Raw genomic sequence first — 25,517 nt, 5'->3', positions numbered from 1 at the left:
GGGGAAGAACATGACAAGAACGGTTTTGTTTTGCGCTACTGTGGATTACCATTTCAAGGCCTTCCACCTCCCATATTTAAAATGGTTTAAAGAGCAGGGATGGAACGTTCATATCGCCGCAAAAGGAGATATGACACTGCCTTATACAGACAAAAAATTTGATATCGACATCAGGCGTTCTCCTCTGAATGCGAGCAATATCGCTGCCTATCGGGAGCTGGCGCGCATCATTGACGAAAACCGGTACAACATCATTCATTGCCACACGCCGATGGGAGGCGTGCTGGCAAGGCTTGCGGCCTGGAAACAGAGAAAAGAGGGAACGAAAGTGATCTATACCGCTCACGGTTTTCACTTTTGCCAAGGTGCACCATTAAAGAATTGGCTGCTGTACTATCCGATTGAAAAAGGGCTGTCCGCTTTGACCGATTGCCTAATTACGATCAATGAAGAAGATTTCGTCCTTGCAAAAGGCTTGCACAAGGCGCTGCGAGCAGAAAAAATCCACGGCATCGGCGTCGATACGGAGCGCTTTCACCCTGTCAGCGAAACAGAGAAAATGCTGCTCAGGAAAACATACGGTTTCAAAGAAGACGACTTTATTCTCATATATCCCGCGGAACTGAACGCGAATAAAAACCAGGCGCTTCTCATCGAAACGGCGGCTGCTTTAAAAGACAGAGCCCCGAACTTAAAGCTCGTGTTTGCAGGAAAAGGGCAGATGGAAGAAAAATACCGAAGTCTCGCTGAACAAAAAGGCGTTTCTTCGACCGTCACATTTGCCGGTTTTCAAAAAAACATCCACGAATGGATTCAGCTTGCCGATGTGTCTGTCGCTTCAAGCATCAGGGAAGGGCTCGGCATGAACCTCCTGGAAGGAATGGCGGCAGGTAAACCCGCCGTTGCAGCGGACAACCGCGGACACCGGGAAGTCATTCAAGAGGGCGTGAACGGATTTTTGATTCCGCAGGGGGACGCCGGAACGTTCAGCGACCGGATTTTGCAGCTGTATCGCCTGCCTTCTTTGCGAAAAAAGATGGGGGACGCGGGGAGACGAACGGCCGCCGCTTTTTCCCAGCAGCGCACCGTCAAAGAAATGGCGGACATTTACTCTTCCTTTATGGATCATGAAACAGTTGAAAGGAGGCTGAAAGGATGACAGGGGGTCAAAAGCCGAAAGTTTCTGTCATTATGGGAGTCTACAATTGTGAAGACACGATCGCAGAGAGCATCGAGTCGATTTTAAATCAAACCTATAAAAATTGGGAACTGATTATATGCGACGATGCATCGACAGATGGGACATATGCTGTTGCCAGGCGGTATGCTGATCATTACGCAGATCGGATCAAGCTGATCAAAAACGAGAAGAATCAGCGGCTGGCAGCTTCGCTAAACCACTGTCTCCGGTACGCCGGCGGGAAATATATCGCGCGCCAGGACGGAGATGACATCTCTTTGCCAAGGCGTTTTGAAAAACAAGTCGCGTTTCTTGAATCACAATTTCATTATCATGTCGTCGGCAGCGGAATGATGGCCTTTGACGAAAACGGGATCAGAGGCGTCAGAATGCTTCCTCCCTCTCCCGGGCCGAGAATCATGGCGAAAGGAACGCCGTTTTGCCATGCGACGATCATGATGAGAGCGGAAGTGTACGAGGCGCTGGACGGCTATCGGGTCGGCCGGAGAACAAGAAGGATGGAAGACATCGATTTGTGGCTCCGTTTTTTTGAAGCGGGCTACACAGGCTATAACCTTCAGGAAGCTTTATACAAAGTAAGGGAAGACGAATCGGCGTTTAAAAGGAGAAAGTTCAGCTACTCGATTGACAATGCGTTTATCGTCTTTGCCGCCTGCAGACGGCTGAAGCTGCCGCTCTCAGACTACATTTATATGATGAAACCTATCATCAGGGGGCTCATGCCTCCTTTTATCATGAACAAATATCATAAAAGAAGATTGATGAATGAAGGCGGAGGGGTCGTAAAACATGAATGACGGAAGCGTGAGACCAGAACGGGTGCTTCACATCGTAAGCGGAATGAACCGCGGCGGAGCGGAGACGATGATTATGAATATATACCGCCATACAGACAGGCGGCATATTCAATTTGATTTTATTTCCCATCGGGAAGAAACGTGCGATTATGATCCGGAGATCATCACGCGCGGCGGCCGGGTGTTTTATGTACCGAGCATCGGTCGCTCGGGGCCTCTCGCCTACATCAAAAACATCAGAAGGATTTTGGTTGAGAAAGGGCCGTATGCCGCCGTACACGCCCATACGGATTTTCAGACGGGGTTTGCCGCATTGGCGGCCAGGCTCGCCGGCGTTCCGGTCAGGGTCTGTCATTCTCACAACACGGCCTGGAAGTCTAACCCCCGGTTTTGGGATACATGGCAGCTCCTTGCATTCCGCCGTTTGATTTTCTCCAGTGCTACGGCTCTGTGCGCTTGCGGCAAAGATGCCGGGCGTTTTTTATTCGGCGGAAAAAAGATGGGCAAAAACGCGGTCCATCTTTTGCAAAACGGGATTGAACTTGACAGGTTCAAAGAAGCGTACGGCATTTCAAAGACGGATGAAAAAAAGAGCTTCGGCATCAAGGAAGACGCATTGGTGATCGGACATGTCGGCCGTTTTTTTGAACAGAAAAACCACGCATTTCTGCTCGGGCTTGCCGCTCATTTCAAGAAATCGGGCACGCCTTTTCAAGCGGTGTTCGCAGGTGACGGTCCGCTGCGCAGACAGATCGAAGAAAAAGCCGCCGCTCTCGGTGTAAAAGACAACATTCTGTTTCTCGGCGTCGTCGAAGATATCCCGGCTCTCATGCAGACGTTTGATGTATTTGCCATGCCGTCTTTGTTTGAAGGGCTCCCCCTCGTTCTCGTCGAAGCGCAGGCATCAGGGCTTCCTTGTATTGTGTCAGATCACATTACGGAGGAAACCGATTTGGGACTCGGCCTGCTGAAACGTCTCAGCTTAAATGCCGGTTTTGAACGGTGGGCTGAGGATATCAGCCGTGCTGCTCAGGCGAAAAAGCCCGCATGGCCGGAGATTGAGAGAAGCCTGGCAGAGAGAGGCTATGATGCAAAAGCAAATTTGGCGAGACTGATGGACATCTATTCAATCTCCGCGACAGAAGGACAGTGAGTGTATGGCTGTTTATATGTTGAATATGGGGATTGTTTTCATCTGGTCATGGTTTGCGAAAATGTACGGCAGGGAAGATCACAGGCTGCCGACGGGCTACCGTCCGAATGCGCTCCTCACCGTCGTTCCGCTCGCGTCTTTAATTATCGTTGCCGGCTTAAGATACAAGGTCGGAACGGATTATCACACTTATATGCTGCTTTACGAATTAGCCGGAAAATACAACAGCATTTGGGAGATCTTCGGTTTCGGAACAGACAAGTCGTCGACAGATCCCGGATTTACCGCACTCTTATGGATATTAAACCAGATTTCAGCTGATCCGGCGCTCATGTTTGCCGTCGTTGCCGCGATTACCTATATCTATATCGTCAAGACGCTTTATGTGTATGGAAGGCCGTTTGAGTTGAGCATGTTTCTCTTTATTGGCATGTTTCACTACTATGCTTCGTTTAACGGTATTCGCCAATACATGGCGGCGGCCATTCTGTTTTGGGCGGTGCGGTATCTGATCGATGGGAAGCTGGTGCGCTATATGATCGTCGTGCTGATCTGTTCGCTTTTTCATTCTTCGGCTTTGATCATGATTCCGGTCTATTTCATCGTCAGAAGAAAAGCATGGTCGCCTGTCCTCTGGTGCCTCATGCTTTTATTTTTGGCGGGGACTTTTCTGTATCAAAAATTTCTGTCCGTATTCCTTGTCGTGCTTGAAAACAGTCAATACGGACATTACGAAGAATGGCTGATGAAAAATACGAACGGCATGAACGCCATTAAAATCGTCGTTCTTCTTCTCCCGCTCGTACTTGCATTCTGCTTCAGGGAGCAGCTCAGAAAGCGCTGGCCCGAAGTCGATTATATCGTCAACCTTTGTCTGATCGGCTTCCTGTTCGGAATTTTGGCGACAAAGGATGTCATTTTTGCGAGGTTCAACATTTATTTCGGGCTCTATCAGCTGATTCTCGTTCCTTATTTTGTACGGATTTTCGAACCGAAATCGAACGCGCTTCTGTATGTTTTGATTTTGATCTGTTACTTCTTATACAGTTTTATGCTCATGCCGTTCGACTCGTCGGTATTGCCGTACAGAACGATTTTTGAACGTTGAAGCGGAATAGGCCGTTTAGGTCTTGTGAAAATTTCGACAAAGGAGTCATCACATTGGAAAATCCAGCAGTTAGTCTACTGGTCGCTGTTTATAACACAGAAGCTTTTTTGCCGAATTGTTTGCAGTCGCTGATCAGCCAGACCTTAAAAAATATCGAAATCATTATCGTTAATGACGGTTCAACAGACGGAAGCCAGAAGATCATTGATCATTACGCCCAAAAGGACGGACGCATCAAAACGATTCAGCAGAAGAATCAGGGTCTCGGCGCTGTCCGCAATAAAGGGATCGAAGCGGCGTCAGGCGAGTACTTGGCATTTATCGACTCCGACGACTGGATTGAGCCGGACTATTGCCAATCTATGTATGAAAAAGCGAAGGATGGGGATGCCGACCTTGTCATCTGTGATTATGCCGTCGAAATTCAGGATACCGGAAAAACGGTCTGCCCGGACATCGGGAAAAACTATGAAGGAAAGCCGAAAGAGGCATTCATAAAAGCTTTATTAAAGGGTCAAGTAAGCGGCTTTTCCTGGAACAAGCTCTACAGGCGGAGCCTGATTGAGCGGCATAAGCTCGTTTTCCCGCTGCGCGACGAGCTGGAAAACATCGAAGATCAATACTTCAGCTTCAGATGCCTTTTATATGCGAATACGGCGGCGTTCGTGACTAAGCCCCTTTATCATTACAGGGTCCACCTGTCGTCCATCGTCCAAAAGTATCAGGCGGGGCTGTTTGAAGACGGGCTCGCTCTTTATGAAGCCAACCTCGACTGCCTGACAAAGCACGGAAAGCTTCCGGCTTTAAAGGAGGCGCTGCACGTCTTTATCGTCAACCACGGCTGCATCAGTATTTTAAATGAATGCAAGAGTCGAAACCAAAATCCTTCAATAGAAAAATATAAAAATATCCGCAGCATATGCGCCTGTCCGGAATTCAGGGGGAAAATCCCCGCGGTGGACATGTCGGCATTCGATTCGAAGAAGAAGCTGCTCCTTATGCTGATTCGCTTGCGGTTGATGCCGGCAGTGTATGGATTTGCAGCAATTTACCAGAAAATGATCGAGCACAGAATGAAGAAATAGGCGGTGAGGAAATGACCTTTCAGGAACTGAAGATCAATCTTGCAGAATGGCTTTTGCTCAAGGTGAAATATCCTTCTGAATATGTGATGGGGACACCGGGTTTAAAGCGTTTTGATCAATACAAAGGCAAGAAAAAAATCATTCTGACTTTAATTCCGTCCCATGATAATTTGGGAGATCACGCGATTGCCCTGGCAAGCCGGACATTCATAGAAAACGAGTTTCCCGATTTTGAATTAATTGAAATCGGCATCAACGATATTTACAAACATGCAAAAGCCCTCATGCGCATCCGCCACCCCGAGGATATGGTGTTCATCATCGGCGGAGGAAACATGGGGGATTTGTACCGCAATGAGGAATGGACGAGGCGCTTTATTATCAAAACATTCAAGCATTATAAAATTGTCCAGCTCCCAGCCACCGCGCACTTTTCCGAGACGCCCCGCGGCAAAAAGGAGCTGAAAAGAGCGAAAAAAGTCTACAACTCCCATCGCCGGCTGTTTATGATGGCGCGCGATGATACAACCTATCAATTTATGAAACAGCATTTTTCAAAGCAAACGATTGTGAAGCAGCCTGATATGGTGCTTTATTTAAAGAAAGAACAGCAGTCTGAAAGAGACGGTGTGCTCGTTTGTTTAAGGGAGGATAAAGAAAGCTTTCTCAGACCGGAAGAGCGTGAAAAGCTGCTGAAGGCTGTCGGCGACGAATATGGCACCGTGCAAACTTTTACAACGACGATCGGCAGGAGGGTCAGCCGCGTGTCTCGCGAGAAGGAGCTGAATCGGCTTTGGGATCAGCTGAGAGGTGCGGAGGTTGTCGTGACAGACAGGCTGCACGGCATGATTTTTTGCGCGATTACAGGAACGCCGTGCGTTGTGATCCGCTCTTTTGATCATAAAGTGCTTGAAGGCTTTCGCTGGCTGAAAAGCGTTCCTTCGATGAAGCTTGTGGAAAATCCCGATGCGGGGGAGGTTCTCGGCGCAATCGAAGAGCTGATCAAGACCGGTGAATCGTATCGTGAGACCCCGTCAAGGGAGCATTATTTCACAGATTTAAGACAGAAAATTATGGGTGATGTCCAATGAAGCCATTCGTCAGTATCATTGTTCCGATGTACAATGTCGAAGATTATATAGAAGAATGCGTCGATTCGCTGCGCAGGCAGACGCTGAAAAATATTGAAATCATCCTTGTCGATGACGGCTCTCCCGACAGATCAGGAGAGATAGCCAGAAAGTACTGCAGCCTGGATGCCAGAGTGAAAGTGATTCATAAAAAAAACGGCGGGCTGAGCTCAGCGAGAAATGCCGGTCTTCAAGCCGCGACAGGAGATTATGTCGGATTTGTCGACGGCGATGATTTTGTATTGCCTGCAATGTTTGAAAACATGTACGCCGCTGCCAAAAAAGACGACCTTGATATCGTCATGTGCGGGTATCATAAACATTCCGATGAGGAAGACACCTATTTCCCGCCGCCGCTGCCGACCGATCGCCTCTTGTTGAGCTGGGATATTAAACGCGAGCTCAAAAAGGCGCACGAAACCCGCTTCATCTGGTATGTGTGGCGGAATTTGTACAGGCGCGACCTGCTGAAGAAAAACCAGCTGTACTTTTTTGAGGACATTCGTTTTGCAGAGGATTCGCCGTTCAATTTGTACGCCTTTTATGCAGCGAAACGGGTGAGAGCGATCGATGACGGCTACTACATGTACAGGTGCAATCCGGATAGCCTGACGGAGGTGCCGTTTAAACCGTACATGGACGAAAGCCTGAAAAGGCAGTACCGGGCGAAAAGGAGATTCTATGAGACGTTTCAGCTTTTGGATGAATGTGCGGACGATCTGGAAACGTACACATGCAAACATCAAATTCCGATGCTTTTAGCCAATGCCTGTGCGGAACCGAAGCCTTCAAAGCAGGTGAGGCGGCACATTAAAGACATTTTGTCTTACCGGATGGTGCAGTCGTGCGTCAAATCAACGTCTCTCCGCAACCGCAATCTTTTAATCGGCCAACGGCTCGTTTTATTGCTATGCAAGCTGAATATTCCGATCCTGCTCGAATTGTTTTTTAAACGAAATCTGCCCAGTAAGGGATGAGCCTTTTGAATAAGACATTTGTTTTGAATCTCGGCGCCAATGTGGCGTCTTTTTTATTATCGGTGCTGTTTTCGATGTGGCTGACGCCTTATGTCATCAAGAACCTCGGTGTTGAGGCGTTTGGGTTTGTCCATCTTACGCAGAATATGATCAATTACTTTTCGATTATTACGGTCGCCTTGAGCGCGGTCGTTGTCAGGTTTTTTTCTGTTTCCGCCCACAGGGGGGCGCTTGATGAAGCGAGAGGCTATATGAATACCTACATCGTTTCATCACTGGTGCTTTCAGTCATCTTGTTTTTTCCGCTTGGCGGCACGGTGTTTTTTATCGATCAGATCATTCGCGTTCCCGCCGGTCTTTTGGGAGATGTGCAGATTGCGCTTTTGATCGGGAGTCTGCTGTTTTTATTGACCTTTGTGATGTCGGGATTTGCCGCCGGTCCGTTTTTTGCCAATAAAATCTATATTACAAGTACGATCCAGGCCGTCCAAATGCTGATTCGCGTCTTGAGCGTATTGTTGATTTTCGCGTGGTTTGCGCCGAAGATCTGGCACATTCAGCTCGCCGCTCTTATCGCAACCGCTTCGGCGTGCATCCTGTCGATCTTTTTCTTTAAGAAATTGATCCCATGGTTTACCTTTCGGGTGAGGGATATGTCGTTTGCAAAGTGCGAAAAACTGCTTCAGGCGGGAGGCTGGAGCTCCGTCAGCCAAGTCGGCGTCCTGCTGTTTCTGCAAATCGATTTAATGGTGGCGAATGTGATGCTGGGGGTTTCCGAATCCGGCATGTACGCGGCGATCATTCAGTTTCCGCTGTTATTGCGGACGCTTTCGGGAACGCTTGCGGCCGTATTTTCACCTACGATTACACTCTATTATTCAAAAGGCGACAAAGAAGGGCTCGTCCGCTATGCCAACCAGGCCGTCAGGTTTAACGGCATTCTGCTCGCTTTGCCGGCGGCGCTTCTGGGCGGGCTTGCCGGCCCGTTTCTGACGCTGTGGCTCGGCCCTTCATTCGAACATTTGAAATGGCTTTTACTGATACATGCGGGTTACTTGGTTGTTTCATTAAGCCCGGCGCCGCTGTTTTATATCTTTACCTCCTATAACAAGCTGAGAACACCGGCACTGACCACGGTTGCCTTCGGCGTTGTCAATTTGCTGCTTGCCATCGTGCTGAGCGGACCGGCGGGACTCGGCCTTTACGGAATTGCGCTGGCCGGTGCGGCAGCTTTAATGCTGAAAAATGTCGTCTTCACTCCGATTTATGCGTCAAAGATTACGGGTGAAAGAAAAAGGGTCTTTTATAAAGGCATATACGGGCCGGTTGCCGGCGCTTCATTTACCTTGGCTGTCTGTTACGCTCTTCAATACTTATTTGCGGTCGACAGCCTGCTGTCTCTGTTTGTCACGGCGCTGGCTGCGACGGGGGCATACGGCTTGTTTGCCTATTTCGTCACGTTGACGAAAGCGGAACGGCATATTGTCATAACGAGGCTGCAAGCATTTCGATGCTCTTTATCTTTCCCGTTTCAAAAGGGATTTTTTAAATAAAAGAAAGGGGTGCGTTTTTCGTGCTAGCGAAACGGTTTTTCGATCTTGCATTGTCGGTTATTTTGCTGGTCGCGCTCAGTCCGGCCATGATCCTGACAGCTTGCCTCATCAGATGGAAAATCGGCTCGCCTGTTTTATTTCGCCAAACCCGTCCGGGGCTGAATGGCGAGCCTTTTACATTATATAAATTCAGAACAATGACTGATGAAAGAGATGAAGCAGGCCATCTGCTAAGCGATGAAAAACGGCTGACAAAGACGGGGCGGCTGATCAGAAAAACGAGTCTTGACGAATTGCCGCAGCTGATCAACGTCATCAAAGGAGACCTCAGCCTCGTCGGGCCGCGGCCGCTTTTGATGGAGTATATTCCCCTCTATTCGAAGCGGCAGTGGAGACGGCATGAAGTCAAGCCGGGCATCACGGGCTGGGCGCAGATCAACGGGAGAAATAAAGTGACATGGGAGGAAAAGTTTGAACTTGATGTCTGGTATGTGGATCATCGTTCCTTTTTGCTTGATCTCAAAATCCTTTTGTTGACTGTCGTAAAAGTCTTGAAGTCGGAAGGCGTCAGCCAGGACCGGCATGTGACAGCAGAAAAATTTACGGGGAGAAGGAATGCCTGATGGAAAACGTGGTGATCATCGGAGCCGGCGGCCATGGGAAAGTCGTTCGGGATCTTGTAAAAGCGCGGCCCGATACGGCGCTTGCCGGTATTCTCGATGACCGGTATGCGGAGCTTCATGTCGAGAACGGTCTGTATCGCGGGCCTTCAGGCGCCGCAGAAGAAATTGCGCGATTGCATCCGGACGCGAAGTTCGTCCTGGCTGTCGGTCAAAACGGCCTCAGACAGCAGCTGTATGAACGCCTCGGCCTTCCGCTTGACCGGTATGCGGTCTTGATTCATCCATCCGCCGTGATCAGCGGTTCGGCCCGGATTCAAAACGGCGCCGTTGTCATGGCGTCGAGCGTTATCCAAGCGGATGCCCACATCGGCATCCACACGATTGTCAACACAGGTGCGATCGTCGAACATGACAACCGGATCGGCGATTACGTTCATCTTTCGCCGGGAACGGTGTTAACCGGCGGCGTGACAGTTATGGAAGGCGCTCATCTCGGAGCGGGAACGGCGGTCATTCCCGGAAAGACAATCGGCCGCTGGAGCGTGACTGGAGCGGGATCAGCCGTGATTCACGACATTCCTGATGATTGTACCGCTGTCGGAGTCCCTGCAAGAAAGATCAAATAACAGCAGTAAAAAGGGTGAAAAACATGAGTCAGAATAAGCGAATTTATTTATCCCCGCCGCACATGAGCGGAGACGAAGAGCGCTATGTAGCCGAAGCGTTTCGGACAAACTGGATCGCGCCGCTCGGTCCCCTTGTCGATACGTTCGAAGAAAAGATTGCCGCCTATGCGGGGACATCCGGGGCCGCGGCAGTCAGCTCAGGAACAGCCGCAATCCACCTGGCGTTGAAATTACTCGGCGTCGGCAAAGGCGATACGGTCTTCTGTTCTTCCTTTACGTTTGTAGCGAGCGCCAATCCGATTATATATGAACAGGCTGAACCGGTTTTCATCGATTCTGAACGGGATACATGGAACATGTCGCCCGAGGCGCTTGAACGGGCGCTCGACGAAGCGGAGCGGACCAGGAATCTTCCGAAAGCCGTCATCGTCGTCAACTTGTACGGCCAAAGCGCGAAAATGGACGAGATTATGGCGATTTGCGATCGATTTGCCGTGCCTGTTATTGAAGATGCGGCCGAATCGCTCGGTTCTGTTTATAAGGGCAGAAAAAGCGGAACTTTCGGACGCTTCGGCATTTATTCGTTCAACGGTAACAAAATCATCACCACATCAGGCGGAGGAATGCTTGTCAGCGATGATGAAGACGCTTTGAAGAAGGCGCGCTTTTTAGCCACTCAGGCGCGTGAGCCCGCCATTCATTATCAGCACGAAAAAGCGGGCTACAATTACCGGATGAGCAATGTCCTGGCCGGAATCGGCATCGCTCAGCTCGCCGTCCTGGATGACAGGGTACACGCCAGACGGGCGATCTTCGAGCGCTATCAGGAGGCGCTCGCCGGTATCGAAGGTATAGAATTCATGCCTGAGGCCGGCATGTCAAACCGCTGGCTCACGACATTAACGTTTGACACAGCAAAGATACAAACAACACCGGCGGACATCATTGAACAGCTCGCAAATGAAAACATTGAAGCCCGGCCGTTATGGAAGCCTTTGCACAGACAGCCTCTTTTTAAAGGCGCGGCCTTTTATCCGCACGATGACCAAGGCTCAGTCTGCTGCGACTTATTTCAGCGCGGACTCTGCCTGCCGTCAGGATCAAGCATGACGCAAAAAGAGCAGGATCGGGTAATTCAAATCGTGGCCGACCGGATTAAATATAAATGAGGTGCTAACACATGGCGATTACATACTCCATGGACAGCTTAAAGCATAAGCTGGCAGAAATTTTGGATGTCATCCCAAGGCATTCATCAGTCGTTTACTTGGACTACCCGCTCTACGGAAACGTCGGGGACCTATTGATCATGAAAGGAACGGAAGCTTTTTTTGAAACATACGGCATCAAGGTGCGCGAAAGATGGAATGCAGAGAATTTTATTCCGGGCCGCCGCATTCCAAAGGACGCCATCATCGTTTGTCAGGGGGGCGGCAATTTCGGCGATTTGTACCCTCACTTTCAGCAGTTCAGGGAACGGGTGGTCGAACATTACCCGGACAACCGGATCGTCATTCTGCCGCAGTCAATTTATTATGAACATGAAGAAAATGCAAAAAAAACGCGCGGCATTTTGGCGGCTCACCCGGATCTGCACTTATTCACGCGGGAAAAGGCATCATTCGAATTTGCCCTCAAGCATTTCGAAGGGGTGAAAAATATCAGAATGATGCCCGACATGGCGCACCAGCTCTGGCCGATCGCGGCACCTGCCGAAAAGCCTTCTGAGTCCGTTCTGCGGTTGATCAGAACCGACAAAGAAGCAAACAGCAGCCTGCAGAAAACAGGGGAGCCGGATACGTACGATTGGAACGTCATCTTGTCAGAAGGCGACAAACGCGGAATCAAACGCTTGCAGACGATCAATGTCCTCAACAAAAAAGCGGGCAATCCGCTGCCGATCGCTTCTTATTGGAAACGCTATTCGGACAGCCTCGTCGACAAATCCATCCGTTTTTTCAGCCGCTATGAATCTGTCGTAACTTCAAGGCTGCACGGCCACATCTTATCGTGCCTGCTCGGAAAAGAAAACGTCGTGATTGACAACTCTTACGGAAAAAACGCAAATTACTACAACACATGGATGAAGGATATCCCGAGTACAGAACTGATTCAAAACAAGCCGGAAGAAGCAAAAAAACCGCCTGTTCACGTATGACAGGCGGTTTTTTTGCTATGCTTCTTCGCGCTTTACTTTATTGTAGGCTTCATCCAAATGCTGAATCCGTTTTAAAACGACCGCGTTTTTTGTCAGCTGGTCTTGAACAAGCGTTGACACGACTGAACGGTAGTAGCTGTTCATCGCGTGAATTTTATCCTCATTTGGATGCATTTCAATATGGGTTTTAAAATTTTCTATGAAATAGGGCACAGAAAAAAGTTCTGTCAATGGTAACACTCCTTTTTTAAGTCTATACGGTATGGAACCGATCGTGTAAACTAATAGTGGGAGGGGAGATATGATGAACTTGCATGTACAGCAGCAGCAAACGGCAAAACTTCACTTGACGCAAGGGCTTGCCCAAGCCATTCATATGCTTCAGTATTCGTCGGCCGAGCTGAACAGCCGGATTGACGAACTCTCATTGGAAAACCCCCTTATCGAACGAAAAGACCCCGATATTCCCCGATCATTTTACCATAAAACGAATCGTCATTTGCAAAATGAAGGAATGAGCCGCTCTGAGACGGCGCATTCCCGTGAAGATGTCAAAAGCGTCTTGAAACAGCAGGCGCTCGATCTCCGGCTGTCAAACCGGGAAAAGCGGATTTTCAGCTACTTGGTCGAATCCCTTGATCCAAACGGATATGTGACAGAAGACATCGCCTTTATCGCTTCCGAGCTGGCTGTCACCAGAGAAGAAGCGGAAGAAGTCTTGGGCAAGCTGCAAACTCTTGATCCGGCAGGCATCGGAGCGCGGTCGCTTCAGGAATGCATCCTGATCCAATTAAAGCGTCTGCCAAAGGAGACGGCAAAAGCGGAAAAAGTCATTTCCTCATACTTTGATCTGTTTGCCAAAAAAGGATGGAAAGAGCTGTCTGAGAGAGCGGGGCTTTCGCTTTCAGAGCTTCAGGACATACAAGACCTTGTCGCAGAACTGTCGCCGCGTCCCGGATTGATGTATGGCACGGAAGAAGGCGGAGTCTATCTCGAGCCTGATGTCATCATTTCAGCCGAGGATGGAAAATTGGTGCTTGAGCTCAGCAGCCGTTCTTTTCCCGACATCCAGCTTAACGCGTTTTACGAGCCGTTTTTGCAGCGTCAGTCAAAAGACGAGGCGACCGTTTATATCTCTGATAAGTTCAAGCAGTGGAAATGGCTAGACAATGCCCTCAGGCAAAGACGGGAAACGATGCGGAGGGTGATGGCGGAAATTATGGTGCGGCAAAAAGATTATTTTTTAAAAGGGAAAGACGAACTGAAGCCGCTCACATTAAAAGAGGTCGCCGATGCCCTCGGCGTTCACGAATCAACTGTAAGCCGCGCAGTCAAAGGGAAAATCGTGCAGACGCCTTTTGAGCTGTGCGAGCTTAAACGTTTTTTTTCGGCGAAGGTAAAGGACGCCGCTGACGGACATACGTCAAGTCACACAGTCAAAGCGCATCTGCGCCGGCTGATCGATGAAGAAAATAAAATGAAACCGCTTTCAGATCAGGAGCTGGCCGACCTTTTAAACGAAAAGCACGGCGTCGTCATATCGAGGCGGACCGTTGCCAAATACCGTGATCAGCTCAATATACTGCCTTCGTCTGTCAGAAAGAGATATCAATAAAGAAGCCGTCCGGCACGAACGCCGGCGGCTCTTTTTTACGGGATCATCCACGCAAACAGGTGATGCTGCAGGAACGTGATCGTGCAAACCAGGAACAGAAGAAACAGACTGTGTTTCAGTGTAAAGCGCAGCAAATCGGATTCCTTTCCTGCCAGTCCGACAGCTGCGCAGGCGACCGCAATCGACTGCGGAGAGATCATCTTTCCTGTGACGCCGCCCGAAGAGTTGGCCGCCACAGACAGCACCGGCTCCATTCCGACCGACTGTGCCGTCACTTTTTGCAGACTGCCGAACAGCAAATTGGCCGACGTATCTGAACCGGTTATAAAGACGCCGAGCCAGCCGAGAACGGGAGAAAAGAATGCGAACATTGAACCCGTCATAGCAAGGGACATGCCAAGTGTTGTGCTCATGCCCGAAGAGTTGGTGACATAGGCAAAACCGACGACGGAAGCGATCGTTAATATCGGCTTGCCGAGCTCTTTCAGCGAATCTGTAAACACGGCGCCCCATTCTTTCCAAGGCATGCCTGTGACAAACTTTGTCAGTACGGCGGCAATCAGGATCGCCGTTCCCGCCGATCCGGCGAGATCAAGTTTATAAAGAGCTTCAAGCGGTTTTCCCGAGCCATCGAGAATTTGATTGTGCAAAAATGGCACACCGGGCGCGAACGTCAGCCTGCCGCCGATGTCATTGATGAACAGCAGCAGTGGATTTGCCCCTTCGTAATGGCCTGTCAGCGCCTGTTTGACAGCTGGAATTCCCCAGATGGAGACCATTGCCGTGAGCAGCAAAAACGGTGTCCACGCCTTGAAAATCTGCCCCGCCGAGTATGAAGCCTTTTGATGTTCAAGCTGCTGCGCCTCCGCGGCAGCGGCCATTTCCTTTTCATGTGAAAATCTGAATGTCGTTTTCGGTTTCCAAAATTTTAAGAATACAGTGAGCGCGATAAGCGATACGATGGCTGACAAAATATCCGGGAGCTCAGGCCCCAGAAAGTTTGAGCTTACATACTGCGTAACGGCAAAAGAGACACCCGACACGAGAATCGCCGGCAGCACTTCCCAAGCCCTTTTCAAGCCGCTCATGATGATAATCAAATAAAACGGAATAAATACAGATAAAAACGGGAGCTGGCGTCCGACCATTTTTGAAATGTCCATCGCAGGAATCCCCGTCGGTCCCTCAACCGCGATAATCGGGATGCCGATCGCCCCGAAAGCGACAGGCGCCGTGTTGGCGATCAGGCATATGCCCGCCGCATACAACGGATTGAAGCCGAGGCCGACAAGCAATGCGGCCGAGATTGCGACAGGGGCGCCGAAGCCTGCCGCTCCTTCCAAAAATGCCCCGAATGAAAACGCTATCAAAAGTGCTTGCAAACGGCGGTCATCTGTGATCGACAATACCGAGCTCCTGATGATTTCAAATTGACCGGTTTTGACTGTAAGCTTGTACAAAAAAACGGAAGTCACAATGATCCAGCCGATCGGAAGCAGCCCGTAAACCGCCCCTTGCGAAGCCGACATCACAGCCTGATGAGCAGGCATGCCGTATACGAAAACGGCCAGCGCGAGCGCAATCAGCAAAGTCGTCACACCCGCTGTATGCCCTTTCATTCTTTTGATTGCCAGAGCCCAGAAAAAATACAAAATCGGTATCAGCGCTGCAAGCGAAGAAAGCAGCAAACTGTTCCCCAATGGAGTATAATCTTGCGTCCATCCCATCTCCAATTCCCCCTTTGTTCAAAGTCTCACTCAGTCATCTGATGACATGATGATAAGACTGATCATTTAGCATTATATTTCTCAATGTCATAAATTACAATCTTTTTTTGCATGGAGCCGAAGTCTATATGTTCCGGACGGAAAGAACGATATAATAAAAAATAGCGCATCATGCCCAGTCTGGTTACGAGGTGAAAAAAGTTGAAATACAAACAAATCAAGACGAAAAAAATATACGAAGAAGTCGCGGAAGCGCTTCTTGAATCGATTAAAAGCGGAGAGCTTGAGCCAGGTGACAAGCTTGACTCCGTCCAGGCGCTCGCCGACAGCTTTCAGGTCAGCCGTTCGGCCGTCAGGGAAGCGCTGTCCGCGTTAAAAGCGATGGGGATGGTCGAAATGAAGCAGGGGGAAGGGACGTATGTGAAAAGGTTTGATCCTGAGCAAATTTCCATCCCCCTTTCAGCTGCGCTTTTGATGAAAAAGAAAGACGTCGCTGAACTGCTCGAAGTCCGTAAGATTCTTGAAATCGGAGCTGTTTCAAGTGCGGCTCAAAAACGCACGGAAGATGATCTCGGGCGCATGCAGGCAGCACTTGAGGATATGAAGCAGGCGGACGGGAACGGCGAACTTGGCGAGAAAGCCGACCTCGCGTTTCATCTTGCGCTTGCCGGCGCCTCGCAAAACGATCTGCTGAAAGGCTTGATGAATCATGTGTCATCGCTCTTAATTGAGACGATGAGGGAGACGCGCAAAATTTGGCTGTTCTCGAAGAACACAACCGTTAAGCGCCTTTATGAGGAACACGAAGCCATCTATCAGGCTGTGATGGAAAAAGACGGTCAAAAAGCAGAGCAGGCGATGCACAATCATCTGACAAATGTGGAAAATGTGCTGGCCTCATATTTTGAAGAAACGAAACAGACTGACGAGCCGGCCATATAAGCAGCGGCCTGAGTGAAAACGAAAAAGAAACCCCTTTCAAAAAATTTTACCAAGGTGTAAGATGGAGAAAGAGGGGTTTCTAACCAAGTCATCAGATGACCTGATTTATCGGGTTGGAGAGGGGATCAAGATGAAAGTATCACTGTTTATCACGTGTTTGGTTGACATGTTTCAGTCAAATGTCGGAAAAGCGACGGTTGAACTGCTGGAGCGGCTCGGATGTGAAGTGGATTTTCCCGAAGGGCAGATCTGCTGCGGCCAGCCTGCGTACAACAGCGGCTATGTCAAAGATTCCAAAAAAGCGATGAGACGGATGATTGAGACGTTTGAATCAGCCGAATACGTCGTCAGCCCTTCAGGATCGTGCGCTTTTATGTTCAAAGAGTATCCGCACCTTTTCCGGGATGAGCCGGCCTGGGCGGAAAAAGCGCAGCGGCTGGCTGACAAAACGTATGAGCTGACCGATTTTATCGTCAACGTTTTGAAGGTTGAAGACGTTGGGGCGACACTTGAGAAAAAGGCGACTTATCATACGTCATGCCATATGACAAGGCTTTTGGGCGTCACGGACGCGCCGATGAAGCTGCTTCGGCATGTGAAGGGACTGGAGTTTACGCCGCTGCCGCGCAAACACGACTGCTGCGGGTTCGGGGGGACTTTTTCGGTGAAGATGTCGCAAATATCCGAACAGATGGTCGATGAGAAAGTGGCGTGTGTCGAAGAAACAGCCGCAGATGTGTTAATCGGGGCGGACTGCGGCTGCTTGATGAATATCGGCGGACGGATCGGGAGAAAGAACAAGCAGATTGAAGTCATGCACATCGCAGAAGTACTGAACAGCAGATAAACAGACATCCGGTCATTTCACAGATAGAGGGGGACATTCGTTATGGCAATGAAGATCGGAACGCAGAAATTTAAAGAGCGCGTATCTGACGGGCTCGAAAACGAGTTTATGAGGGGGGCTGTTTCAAGTGCGCAGGAACGCTTGAGAACGCGCCGTCTTGAGGCGGCGGAAGAGCTCGGGAACTGGGAAGAATGGCGGTCTCAGGCCGAGGAAATCAGGCAGCACGTGCTCGAAAACCTGGACTACTACCTAGAACAGCTAGCCGAAAATGTCGCCAAAAAAGGCGGGCACGTATTCTTTGCACAGACGGCTGAAGAAGCGACAGGCTATATCCGCGATGTCGTAAAAAAGAAAAACGGCAAAAAAATCGTGAAATCAAAATCAATGGTGACCGAAGAAATCAACATGAACGAGGCGCTTGAACGCGACGGCTGCGAAGTGGTCGAAACCGATTTGGGCGAATACATCCTCCAAATCGATGATCATGATCCGCCGTCACATATCGTCGCACCTGCTTTGCATAAAAACAAAGAGCAAATTCGCGACGTCTTTAAAGAGCGGATCGGCTACCGCAACACCGAAAAGCCGGAAGAGCTTGTCATGCACGCCCGCGCCGTGCTCAGAAAGAAATTTCTCGAGGCTGACATCGGCATAACAGGCTGCAATTTTGCGATTGCCGATACGGGGTCTGTCAGCCTTGTCACAAACGAGGGAAACGGACGCCTTGTCACGACCATTCCGAAGACGCAGATTACCGTGATGGGGATGGAGCGGCTCGTCCCTTCATTCGACGAGTTTGAAGTTCTCGTCGGCATGCTCACAAGAAGTGCGGTCGGACAGCGGCTGACGAGCTATATCACGGCGCTGACAGGGCCGCGGCAGCCCGGTGAAGCGGACGGACCCGAAGAGTTTCACCTCGTCATCGTTGACAACGGGCGTTCGAACATTCTCGGAACGGAGTTTCAATCCGTCCTCCAATGCATCCGCTGTGCGGCCTGCATCAATGTCTGTCCCGTATACCGCCATGTCGGCGGACATTCTTACGGTTCGATCTATTCAGGCCCGATCGGAGCCGTATTGTCGCCGCTGCTCGGCGGATATGACGATTATAAAGAACTGCCGTACGCCTCTTCGTTATGTGCGGCCTGCTCTGAAGCATGTCCTGTGAAAATCCCGCTTCATGAACTGCTTCTGAAGCACCGGCAGCGCATCGTTGAAAAAGAAGGGCGCGCACCGATATCCGAGAAGCTCGCGATGAAAGCGTTCGGCTTGGGAACTTCTGCGCCATCCCTATATAAAATGGGCTCCAAATGGGCGCCGGCAGCCATGAAGCCGTTTAACGAAGACGGCAAAATAACGAAGGGACCGGGACCGTTAAAACAGTGGACTCAGATTCGCGACTTCCCCGCGCCGAACAAGTCAAGGTTCCGCGACTGGTTTGAGGACAGACGGAAAGAGAAGGGGGAAGACAGATGACAAACGGAACAATCCAAAACAAAGACGGCTTTTTAAACCGGATTGCGGAAAGGCTCGGCCGCAACAGGCGCTCGGCAGGCGTCACCGTTCCTGATTATACCTATCAGCCGCAGCACCGGGTATATCAAGGCTATACACAGGATGAGCTTGTCGGCGTCTTAAAGGAGCACTGCCGGAAAATTCATACGGAGCTGATTGAAACAGATGTCATCGGCTTGCATGATGCCTTGTATGAACAAGCATCGCGATTTGGAGGCGGGCCGGTCATCATTCCGAAAGATGACCGTTTTAAAGAGTACGGACTATCAGGCCTGTTAACAGACAAGTGGCCGAATGAGGGGACAGAAGTGTGGGAATGGGATGCAGCGGCAAGAGATGAAAATATCCAGCGGGCCGAACAGGCTAACATCGGCGTGACATTCAGCGAGATCACGCTTGCTGAATCCGGAACGGTCGTCCTCTTCAGTTCAAAAGACAAAGGACGTTCTGTCAGCTTGCTGCCGACGACATATATCGCGATCGTCCCGAAAAGCACCATCGTCCCGCGGATGACACAGGCAAGCGCAATGATCAAACAAAAGGTTGCAGACGGCGACGCCGTCCCGTCCTGCATCAACTATGTCACTGGACCGAGCAATTCAGCCGACATCGAAATGGACCTTGTAGTCGGCGTCCACGGCCCGGTAAAAGCGGCCTATATTGTCGTGACGGACCGGTAATAAGACGATAACAAAAAGATTAGCCTCATGCTGAGCTAATCTTTTTTATTTAGCGATATGAAAATTCCGGCATATCCCGATTTACCGCATCATTCCACTTTTTTTTGCTGGTCATAAACTTGTTATATTAAAATGGCATTTATATCGGATTTCCGGCTCTGCATCCCCATTTCTGCCGCTGGTTCAAGCGGCTTGCATCTCATTTATTATTCTCGGAAACACCCCTGAAAGAAAGAGTCTATTAAAATTTAAGGTAATGTTAAGGATAAGATTATTTCCCGATAATGTTCACTCACTATAATGGAGAATAGTGAAGGAGTGACTCGTATGCGGGCGGTATGTCTGAATGAATTTATCAGTCTTTTTAAAAGCATCAAGTCGATGATTGTCATTATTATTATGTTTTGGGTGAGCTATAAGACTGCGGGATTGATCGAACAGGCGCCTGCGGACTTCGTGCGCGAATTGGATTTAGGAAGCGATGCAAACGCAATCGGAACGGCGGTTATCGTTTTTGCTCTCGGTTTCCTGTTTATCGCTGGACTTTCCCATGACATGATCAACCGCGAAGTCCATGCCCGGACGGTCAGATTTCTTGTGACGAAAACGTCGCGGATCAAGATCATTCTGGGAAAATTTTTTGGCGTCTGGCTGTTTTGGTTTTTCTGCATGCTCGTTTCATATACATTGGTGATGATCGCCTCAAAAGAGTTTTTATGGATGAGTTATGCAGACAGCATGGCTTTTCTTACAGCTGCAATCTCTTTGAACCTTTTATTTTCGATCGTGATTTCAAGGCCCGCCATGTCCATGTTTTTCGGAATCGTGTTTGCACTCGTCTTTCCCGCGGTCAGTTTATGGACTGTTTATTCAGAGAACGGCATGATCACCTGGTTTAAATATGTAACGCCGTACTATTACTCCGTATTGGGCGGTTCTTTTATTTTCATCAACTTTGTCTACGCCGCCATCGTACTGTGCGGCGCGATCGTTTTGTTTAAAAGGAGAGATTTATAATGAATGTGGTGATCGAGGCAAAAGGGCTGATGAAAAGCTACGGAGCCAAAACCGTCGTCAACCATGTCGACCTCCAAGTCGAAAAAGGAGAGATTTACGGATTCCTCGGCCGCAACGGGGCGGGGAAATCTACGTTCATGAATATGATTACAGGCATTACCCAGCCGACAGCCGGCAGTTTTCTGCTGTTAAATGACGCTTCGATTGAAAACGTCAAGCATCGCATCGGCGTTTTACCCGATTATTTGACCCTCTATGATTCAATGACAGCGGTCGGGCATTTGAAGTATTTTGCAAAGCTGAACGGACAAGCCGTATCGACTGAGCGGTGCGAAGAAGTCTTAGAGAGAGTGGGGTTTACCGAGCATACTGAAAAAAAAGCGGGCGCCTATTCATTCGGTATGAAAAAAAAGCTCGGCATCGCCCAGGCGATCATCCACGATCCCGAGCTCATCTTTTTGGATGAACCGACATCAGGTGTCGATGCCGAATCGGCTCTGTACATTCAAAAGCTGATCATAGATTTGCAAAAAGAAGGTAAGACGATATTTATGACGTCACACAACCTGCATGAAATCGAGAAAATCTGCACCCGAATCGCGATTATGAAAAACGGCCGCATTTTAATGGAAGGCACGCTCGATGAATTAAGAAGGCATTTCATGTCGAACATAAGCGTTCACATTCGTCACTCGAATATTCCCGAGCAGCATTTCGGCCTGATCGACCGTTTTCTTGAGTCAGCTGGAGAAAACGTTCAATTCAAGCACCATGAGATTTCGATCACCGTCAATTCAGAAGAAAAAATTCCCGCCATCGTCAAAGTATTAACGAACTGCAAAGTGGGAATCTACAGAATTCACGTCGATGAACCGTCGCTTGAAGACATCTTTATGGACAGCTCAGAGGAACGTGTTGTTTCTTGACAGAAAGACTTTGATAGGCATGAGCCCGGGTTTGTTCGGGTATCATGCCTTTAATCTTGCGGATGCGAATGGTGTCAATGGATAGATCTATTAAATACCCGAACAAAAAACGCCTTTGAATAAAGGCGTTTTCCATAAGGGGCGCTCGGTTTCTAGTATCTCCACAAAATCGACATGTCGCCGGTCGTTTCTTCATTAATGACATTTCCGTCTTGGTCCATTTTGACGAAATACCTGCCTCCGTTTGTTACGTTTTTGTACTCGGTTTCCGAAGTGCCGTCATCGTTTTGTGTGAATTTAAATTGAACATCAGCGATAAGAGTGTTGCTGTTGAGGTCGACATAGTAGGAATGGAAGCTGACATGGCTCCAGTCATCTTTTTCGGCGGGGATGTCTGATATGACGCCGACTTTTTCAGCGGGATCATTGACAATCACACCGTAATCCTTCTGCAAATTGCCGGTTTCGATATCAGCGTCGTTTAAAATCTCTTTCATCTGGCTAAATTCAGCATCTGTAGGTGTTGTATACCTGTCTTCAGGAATGTCTTTCGCAAAGCTTACGGACGATGAACCAAAGACGAGCGTCAATACGGACAAGATCACCATAAACGAAAGTTTTTTCACGTTCTCTTCCTCCTTTAGCTGATGTGATGATTCGGTTCACACTCTATCATCGTTAAAATATTTTGTAAAGTTTGAATAGTATTTCAATTTAACTATTTTTTTCGGGGGATATTCGCCGATTTTACGCTTTTCCTCTTTTGGAGAATGTTCCATCATCATGAAAGCTGTGCATATCTTCCCTTGTATTTTCCAATGGAAAAGGCGATTTTCCTTGAAAAAAGAGAAAAATTTTAATTTTTATTTTTTGGCAGTGGATTTGATGTTGACAAAGTCAAGATCGGCACGTATATTATATGAATATATTTCAGGCAGAAGAAAACACAATGAACGGGAGCAGTAAAAGATCGGCATTGGCAAAGAGAGCTGCGGGTAGGTGCGACGCAGACCAATGAACCTTTGAACTCGCCCGGGAGTGGACTGGCTAAAGGACGGACATCAATTCCTGAGGACATTACGATTAACCTTCGTTAACAGGTTTGCACAGCATGGCTGTGCTTCTCAAAAGCTGGATTCTTGGCATAGAATCAAAAAGAGTGGTACCGCGGTAAGCTTCAAAGCTCATCGTCTCTTTATCTTCAAATCGAAGAGAGAGACGGTGAGCTTTTTTCATTTTAATAGAGGAAGTGAACATAGATGGAGAAAGACATGCAGAAGCTCGAGCGCACGATGACATCGCGGCATATAATGATGATGGCATTGGGCGGAGCCATTGGAGCAGGATTATTTAAAGGAAGCAGCAAAGCGATCGATTTGGCGGGGCCTTCGGTCATGATCGCCTACTTGATCGGCGGCATAATTTTGCTGTTTATCATGCAGGGGCTCGCCGAGATGGCTGTCCGAAACAGTGAAGCCAGAACATTCAGGGATCTCGTTCAATCAATATTAGGGCCGTATGCCGCTTATTTTTTAGACTGGATATACTGGAAAATGTGGGTTCTCAATATTGCGGCAGAGGCTGTTGTCGCCGCGATATTTTTGCAGTACTGGCTGCCGGGGCTGCCGATCTGGGTGCTGGCGCTGTTCGTTTCACTCGTCATTACGAGCGTGAATTTGCTTTCTGTCAAAAGCTTTGCCGAGACGGAATACTGGCTTGCCCTTATTAAAATCACAGTGATTGTCGTCTTTATTATATCCGGATTTATCTTGTTATTTTTCTCTTTTGGACAACACTCAGCTGTCGGTTTTACTCATTTGACAGACCATGGCGGCTTCTTCCCGAATGGAGCAGGAGGGCTGATTACAGCCATGCTTGTTGTGATCTATTCCTACGGCGGAACCGAAATCATCGGGGTGACCCTGGCGGAAACCAAAAACCCTGAGAAGGTCGTGCCTAAAGCCGTGCGTGGAACGTTGACACGCATTATTGCGTTTTATCTTCTGCCGTTTTTCGTGATCGTCAGCTTGATTCCATGGAATCAAGTCAACGGAGTGTCGGAGAGTCCTTTTGTCATGGTCTTTAAGATGATCGGCATTCCCGGAGCTGATCATTTGATGAATGCGGTCATTTTACTGGCGGTCATTTCTTCGATGAACTCAGGGCTTTACGGCGCCTCCCGAATTTTGTATACACAGGCGTCAGACGGAAGAATGCCGAAAATCTTTTCGAGACTTTCCGTGAGAAAGGTGCCGGTTTATTCGATTCTATTATGTACTTCTTTCTTATACTTGGGTGTATTATTTTCACTGTTTGCCGGCAGCCAAACGTTTGAATATTTGATGGGGTCTCTCGGCTATACTGTCCTTGTGATCTGGATGCTGATTGCCGCCGCCCATTTAAAATCGAGGAAACGGAATCAAACAGCGGGGAACGGCTACTATGTCAAATGGTTTCCTTATACGACTTGGGTGGCAATCATTTCGCTGACAGCAATACTGATCGGTGTCATCCTGACCACGTCGATTGTCATTACATTGGTGACGGCGGGAATCTATTTGCTTATTAGCGCTGCTTATTTCTTTAAAGGAAGGAACCAGATAGCCGGCTAAACGGCCGCTTCTTAAAAAAAGGCTTGCCTCCGCAGGGAGGCAAGCTTTTAACACATTAGTTCGATTTTTTTCGAACTAATTTCTTTTATTCACCGGAACGATTATGTTATCGTCTAATTACATGACCACTACACTTCAGGAAGAAGGAAAGACGATGTCAGAACAGCATTTCAAAAATACGAAGTATTCCGTATTAAATCTGTCTCCTATCGTACAAGGCGGAAATGCGGGACAATCTTTTAAACAATCTATGGATTTGGCGCAGCATGCCGAAAAATGGGGATACCACAGGTTCTGGCTGGCTGAGCACCATAATATCGAAGGCGTTGCGAGCTCGGCTACCTCTGTTTTGATCGGCTATATCGCCGGGGGCACTAAGAAGATGCGCATTGGTTCGGGAGGGATTATGCTGCCGAACCATTCCCCGCTCGTCATCGCCGAACAGTTCGGAACGCTTGAATCCCTTTATCCAGGCAGAATCGATTTAGGGCTGGGGCGCGCTCCGGGTACGGATCAATTAACCGCCCGCGCATTAAGAAGGAATGTAAGCAGCGGGGAGGATTTTCCCGAGCAGCTTGAAGAACTCCGCCAGTATTTTAAGCCGTCCGGCAATGTAAGAAATCACGTGCGCGCCATACCGGGCGAAGGGCTTGATGTGCCGATCTGGCTTCTCGGTTCAAGCGGATTCAGCGCCCGGCTTGCAGGGGAGCTCGGTTTGCCGTTTGCATTTGCGGCTCATTTTTCACCGGCCAATACGCTGCCTGCCTTGGAACTGTACCGCAGTTCGTTTAAGCCGGGCGTCTTGGAGGAGCCTTATGCGATGGTCGGGGTGACCGTGATCGCAGCCGATACAGACGCGCAAGCGGAGCGCCTTGCAACGTCGCATTATCAGAAGTTTTTAGACCTTGTCCGCGGGGCCCCGACACAGCTTAAGCCGCCTGTAGATGATATGGATCAGATTTGGACGTCACGTGAAAAAGCGATGGTAAATGAGCAGCTCAGCTCAACGATCATCGGCGGCCCGGACAGTGTGAAAGAAAAGCTTGAAGAATTCATCCGTACGACTCAGGCGGACGAGATCATGATCAATTCAGAAACGTTTGACCATGCTGACAGACTTCGCTCGTTCGAAATCATTGCAGATGTCTGGGAAAATGGCTAAACGGCACAAAAGCAACGGAACGGAAAAACCGCCCGTTGCTTTTTTTATGAGTACTTTAGCAAT

The 25,517-nt window shown here is 49.0% G+C and carries 24 protein-coding genes and 1 other annotated feature; of the genes, 21 read left to right on the top strand and 3 right to left on the bottom strand.

The window, feature by feature from the left end; translation table 11 throughout:
* Positions 1–10 precede the first annotated feature (10 nt).
* From QMZ64_RS14530 to QMZ64_RS14475, 12 genes are read left to right on the top strand one after another with little or no spacing between them, the layout of a single operon-like run.
* Positions 11–1,159: a glycosyltransferase family 4 protein gene (locus QMZ64_RS14530; RefSeq protein ID WP_301441395.1), complete on the top strand. Its 1,149-nt coding sequence runs from the start codon at positions 11–13 to the stop codon at positions 1,157–1,159.
* Positions 1,156–1,998 (top strand): glycosyltransferase EpsE, encoded by an 843-nt coding sequence (gene epsE / locus QMZ64_RS14525; RefSeq protein ID WP_265625614.1) that lies wholly within the window; start codon positions 1,156–1,158, stop codon positions 1,996–1,998. The genes QMZ64_RS14530 and epsE overlap by 4 nt, the downstream gene beginning before the upstream one ends.
* The gene (locus tag QMZ64_RS14520) at positions 1,991–3,151 is read left to right on the top strand and encodes a glycosyltransferase family 1 protein (RefSeq protein WP_265625615.1); all 1,161 of its coding nucleotides are present in this window, start codon (positions 1,991–1,993) and stop codon (positions 3,149–3,151) included. Before epsE ends, QMZ64_RS14520 begins: the two co-directional genes overlap by 8 nt.
* A gap of 4 nt (positions 3,152–3,155) precedes the next feature.
* A complete protein-coding gene (locus tag QMZ64_RS14515) occupies positions 3,156–4,259 on the top strand; it encodes a biofilm exopolysaccharide biosynthesis protein EpsG (protein ID WP_243942045.1) in 1,104 nt (367 codons plus the stop codon).
* A gap of 53 nt (positions 4,260–4,312) precedes the next feature.
* Positions 4,313–5,344, top strand: coding sequence for a glycosyltransferase family 2 protein (locus QMZ64_RS14510; protein ID WP_265625616.1), 1,032 nt, complete (start codon positions 4,313–4,315; stop codon positions 5,342–5,344).
* 11 nt (positions 5,345–5,355) lie between these two features.
* The gene (locus tag QMZ64_RS14505) at positions 5,356–6,435 is read left to right on the top strand and encodes a polysaccharide pyruvyl transferase family protein (RefSeq protein WP_265625617.1); all 1,080 of its coding nucleotides are present in this window, start codon (positions 5,356–5,358) and stop codon (positions 6,433–6,435) included.
* Complete coding sequence (locus tag QMZ64_RS14500; protein WP_265625618.1) at positions 6,432–7,451, top strand: glycosyltransferase; 1,020 nt, start codon at positions 6,432–6,434, stop codon at positions 7,449–7,451. Before QMZ64_RS14505 ends, QMZ64_RS14500 begins: the two co-directional genes overlap by 4 nt.
* Positions 7,448–9,004, top strand: coding sequence for an MATE family efflux transporter (locus QMZ64_RS14495; RefSeq protein ID WP_301441394.1), 1,557 nt, complete (start codon positions 7,448–7,450; stop codon positions 9,002–9,004). The genes QMZ64_RS14500 and QMZ64_RS14495 overlap by 4 nt, the downstream gene beginning before the upstream one ends.
* A gap of 20 nt (positions 9,005–9,024) precedes the next feature.
* A complete protein-coding gene (locus QMZ64_RS14490) occupies positions 9,025–9,627 on the top strand; it encodes a sugar transferase (RefSeq protein WP_065644296.1) in 603 nt (200 codons plus the stop codon).
* A complete protein-coding gene (locus QMZ64_RS14485) occupies positions 9,627–10,253 on the top strand; it encodes an acetyltransferase (RefSeq protein ID WP_265625620.1) in 627 nt (208 codons plus the stop codon). Before QMZ64_RS14490 ends, QMZ64_RS14485 begins: the two co-directional genes overlap by 1 nt.
* Before the next feature lie 23 nt (positions 10,254–10,276).
* A complete protein-coding gene (locus tag QMZ64_RS14480; protein WP_265625621.1) occupies positions 10,277–11,422 on the top strand; it encodes a DegT/DnrJ/EryC1/StrS family aminotransferase in 1,146 nt (381 codons plus the stop codon).
* An 11-nt stretch (positions 11,423–11,433) separates the two neighbouring features.
* Positions 11,434–12,411 carry a polysaccharide pyruvyl transferase family protein gene (locus QMZ64_RS14475; protein ID WP_265625622.1) on the top strand — a complete coding sequence of 326 codons (978 nt, stop codon included), beginning with the start codon at positions 11,434–11,436 and terminating at the stop codon, positions 12,409–12,411.
* Positions 12,412–12,426: 15 nt separating this feature from the next.
* Here QMZ64_RS14475 and yvfG read toward each other — a convergent pair whose 3' ends face one another.
* Complete coding sequence (gene yvfG / locus QMZ64_RS14470) at positions 12,427–12,642, bottom strand: protein YvfG (RefSeq protein ID WP_003185491.1); 216 nt, start codon at positions 12,640–12,642, stop codon at positions 12,427–12,429.
* Positions 12,643–12,712: 70 nt separating this feature from the next.
* Between yvfG and rpoN the strand changes: the two genes are divergently transcribed.
* Positions 12,713–14,026, top strand: a complete 1,314-nt coding sequence (gene rpoN, locus QMZ64_RS14465; protein WP_301441393.1) for an RNA polymerase factor sigma-54 — start codon at positions 12,713–12,715, stop codon at positions 14,024–14,026.
* A gap of 35 nt (positions 14,027–14,061) precedes the next feature.
* On the opposite strand, the gene QMZ64_RS14460 is transcribed toward rpoN, so the two are convergent.
* On the bottom strand, positions 14,062–15,753 hold the full coding sequence (locus QMZ64_RS14460; RefSeq protein ID WP_265625624.1) for an L-lactate permease: 1,692 nt from the start codon (positions 15,751–15,753) through the stop codon (positions 14,062–14,064).
* A gap of 201 nt (positions 15,754–15,954) precedes the next feature.
* Between QMZ64_RS14460 and lutR the strand changes: the two genes are divergently transcribed.
* The 6 genes from lutR (at position 15,955) to QMZ64_RS14430 (ending at position 21,680) form a co-directional block, all read left to right on the top strand.
* The gene (lutR, locus tag QMZ64_RS14455) at positions 15,955–16,695 is read left to right on the top strand and encodes an L-lactate utilization/bacilysin biosynthesis transcriptional regulator LutR (protein ID WP_322784711.1); all 741 of its coding nucleotides are present in this window, start codon (positions 15,955–15,957) and stop codon (positions 16,693–16,695) included.
* A gap of 130 nt (positions 16,696–16,825) precedes the next feature.
* Positions 16,826–17,542, top strand: a complete 717-nt coding sequence (locus QMZ64_RS14450; RefSeq protein ID WP_165428150.1) for a (Fe-S)-binding protein — start codon at positions 16,826–16,828, stop codon at positions 17,540–17,542.
* Positions 17,543–17,584: 42 nt separating this feature from the next.
* Positions 17,585–19,018, top strand: coding sequence for a LutB/LldF family L-lactate oxidation iron-sulfur protein (locus QMZ64_RS14445; RefSeq protein ID WP_265625625.1), 1,434 nt, complete (start codon positions 17,585–17,587; stop codon positions 19,016–19,018).
* The gene (locus tag QMZ64_RS14440; RefSeq protein ID WP_243942065.1) at positions 19,015–19,737 is read left to right on the top strand and encodes a LutC/YkgG family protein; all 723 of its coding nucleotides are present in this window, start codon (positions 19,015–19,017) and stop codon (positions 19,735–19,737) included. The genes QMZ64_RS14445 and QMZ64_RS14440 overlap by 4 nt, the downstream gene beginning before the upstream one ends.
* 327 nt (positions 19,738–20,064) lie before the next feature.
* Positions 20,065–20,754 (top strand): ABC transporter permease, encoded by a 690-nt coding sequence (locus QMZ64_RS14435; RefSeq protein WP_301441392.1) that lies wholly within the window; start codon positions 20,065–20,067, stop codon positions 20,752–20,754.
* A complete protein-coding gene (locus QMZ64_RS14430; protein ID WP_265625627.1) occupies positions 20,754–21,680 on the top strand; it encodes an ABC transporter ATP-binding protein in 927 nt (308 codons plus the stop codon). Before QMZ64_RS14435 ends, QMZ64_RS14430 begins: the two co-directional genes overlap by 1 nt.
* Before the next feature lie 152 nt (positions 21,681–21,832).
* Here the strand turns inward: QMZ64_RS14430 and QMZ64_RS14425 are convergent, their stop codons facing one another.
* Complete coding sequence (locus tag QMZ64_RS14425) at positions 21,833–22,306, bottom strand: hypothetical protein (protein ID WP_265625628.1); 474 nt, start codon at positions 22,304–22,306, stop codon at positions 21,833–21,835.
* Between the two features lie 314 nt (positions 22,307–22,620).
* Positions 22,621–22,878, top strand: a binding site (T-box leader).
* Positions 22,879–22,939: 61 nt separating this feature from the next.
* On the opposite strand from QMZ64_RS14425, the gene QMZ64_RS14420 reads away from it, so the two are divergent.
* The gene (locus tag QMZ64_RS14420; protein ID WP_165428144.1) at positions 22,940–24,292 is read left to right on the top strand and encodes an amino acid permease; all 1,353 of its coding nucleotides are present in this window, start codon (positions 22,940–22,942) and stop codon (positions 24,290–24,292) included.
* 154 nt (positions 24,293–24,446) lie between these two features.
* Positions 24,447–25,454: an LLM class flavin-dependent oxidoreductase gene (locus QMZ64_RS14415; protein WP_265625629.1), complete on the top strand. Its 1,008-nt coding sequence runs from the start codon at positions 24,447–24,449 to the stop codon at positions 25,452–25,454.
* Positions 25,455–25,517: the final 63 nt, after the last annotated feature.

The sequence above is a fragment of the Bacillus sp. LB7 genome, from assembly GCF_030449715.1.
GTDB lineage: Bacteria > Bacillota > Bacilli > Bacillales > Bacillaceae > Bacillus > Bacillus paralicheniformis.
The sequence above is the reverse complement of the archived record's forward strand: the minus strand, read 5'-3'. Positions and strand labels throughout refer to the sequence as shown.

Bases quoted from the DNA above. Each gene is read 5' to 3' on its own strand.
- QMZ64_RS14530 (WP_301441395.1), top strand. From the start codon at position 11: ATGACAAGAACGGTTTTGTTTTGCGCTACTGTGGATTACCATTTCAAG.
- epsE (WP_265625614.1), top strand. From the start codon at position 1,156: ATGACAGGGGGTCAAAAGCCGAAAGTTTCTGTCATTATGGGAGTCTAC.
- QMZ64_RS14520 (WP_265625615.1), top strand. From the start codon at position 1,991: ATGAATGACGGAAGCGTGAGACCAGAACGGGTGCTTCACATCGTAAGC.
- QMZ64_RS14515 (WP_243942045.1), top strand. From the start codon at position 3,156: ATGGCTGTTTATATGTTGAATATGGGGATTGTTTTCATCTGGTCATGG.
- QMZ64_RS14505 (WP_265625617.1), top strand. From the start codon at position 5,356: ATGACCTTTCAGGAACTGAAGATCAATCTTGCAGAATGGCTTTTGCTC.
- QMZ64_RS14500 (WP_265625618.1), top strand. From the start codon at position 6,432: ATGAAGCCATTCGTCAGTATCATTGTTCCGATGTACAATGTCGAAGAT.
- QMZ64_RS14495 (WP_301441394.1), top strand. From the start codon at position 7,448: ATGAGCCTTTTGAATAAGACATTTGTTTTGAATCTCGGCGCCAATGTG.
- QMZ64_RS14485 (WP_265625620.1), top strand. From the start codon at position 9,627: ATGGAAAACGTGGTGATCATCGGAGCCGGCGGCCATGGGAAAGTCGTT.
- QMZ64_RS14480 (WP_265625621.1), top strand. From the start codon at position 10,277: ATGAGTCAGAATAAGCGAATTTATTTATCCCCGCCGCACATGAGCGGA.
- QMZ64_RS14475 (WP_265625622.1), top strand. From the start codon at position 11,434: ATGGCGATTACATACTCCATGGACAGCTTAAAGCATAAGCTGGCAGAA.
- rpoN (WP_301441393.1), top strand. From the start codon at position 12,713: ATGATGAACTTGCATGTACAGCAGCAGCAAACGGCAAAACTTCACTTG.
- QMZ64_RS14460 (WP_265625624.1), bottom strand. From the start codon at position 15,753: ATGGGATGGACGCAAGATTATACTCCATTGGGGAACAGTTTGCTGCTT.
- QMZ64_RS14450 (WP_165428150.1), top strand. From the start codon at position 16,826: ATGAAAGTATCACTGTTTATCACGTGTTTGGTTGACATGTTTCAGTCA.
- QMZ64_RS14445 (WP_265625625.1), top strand. From the start codon at position 17,585: ATGGCAATGAAGATCGGAACGCAGAAATTTAAAGAGCGCGTATCTGAC.
- QMZ64_RS14440 (WP_243942065.1), top strand. From the start codon at position 19,015: ATGACAAACGGAACAATCCAAAACAAAGACGGCTTTTTAAACCGGATT.
- QMZ64_RS14435 (WP_301441392.1), top strand. From the start codon at position 20,065: ATGCGGGCGGTATGTCTGAATGAATTTATCAGTCTTTTTAAAAGCATC.
- QMZ64_RS14430 (WP_265625627.1), top strand. From the start codon at position 20,754: ATGAATGTGGTGATCGAGGCAAAAGGGCTGATGAAAAGCTACGGAGCC.
- QMZ64_RS14420 (WP_165428144.1), top strand. From the start codon at position 22,940: ATGGAGAAAGACATGCAGAAGCTCGAGCGCACGATGACATCGCGGCAT.
- QMZ64_RS14415 (WP_265625629.1), top strand. From the start codon at position 24,447: ATGTCAGAACAGCATTTCAAAAATACGAAGTATTCCGTATTAAATCTG.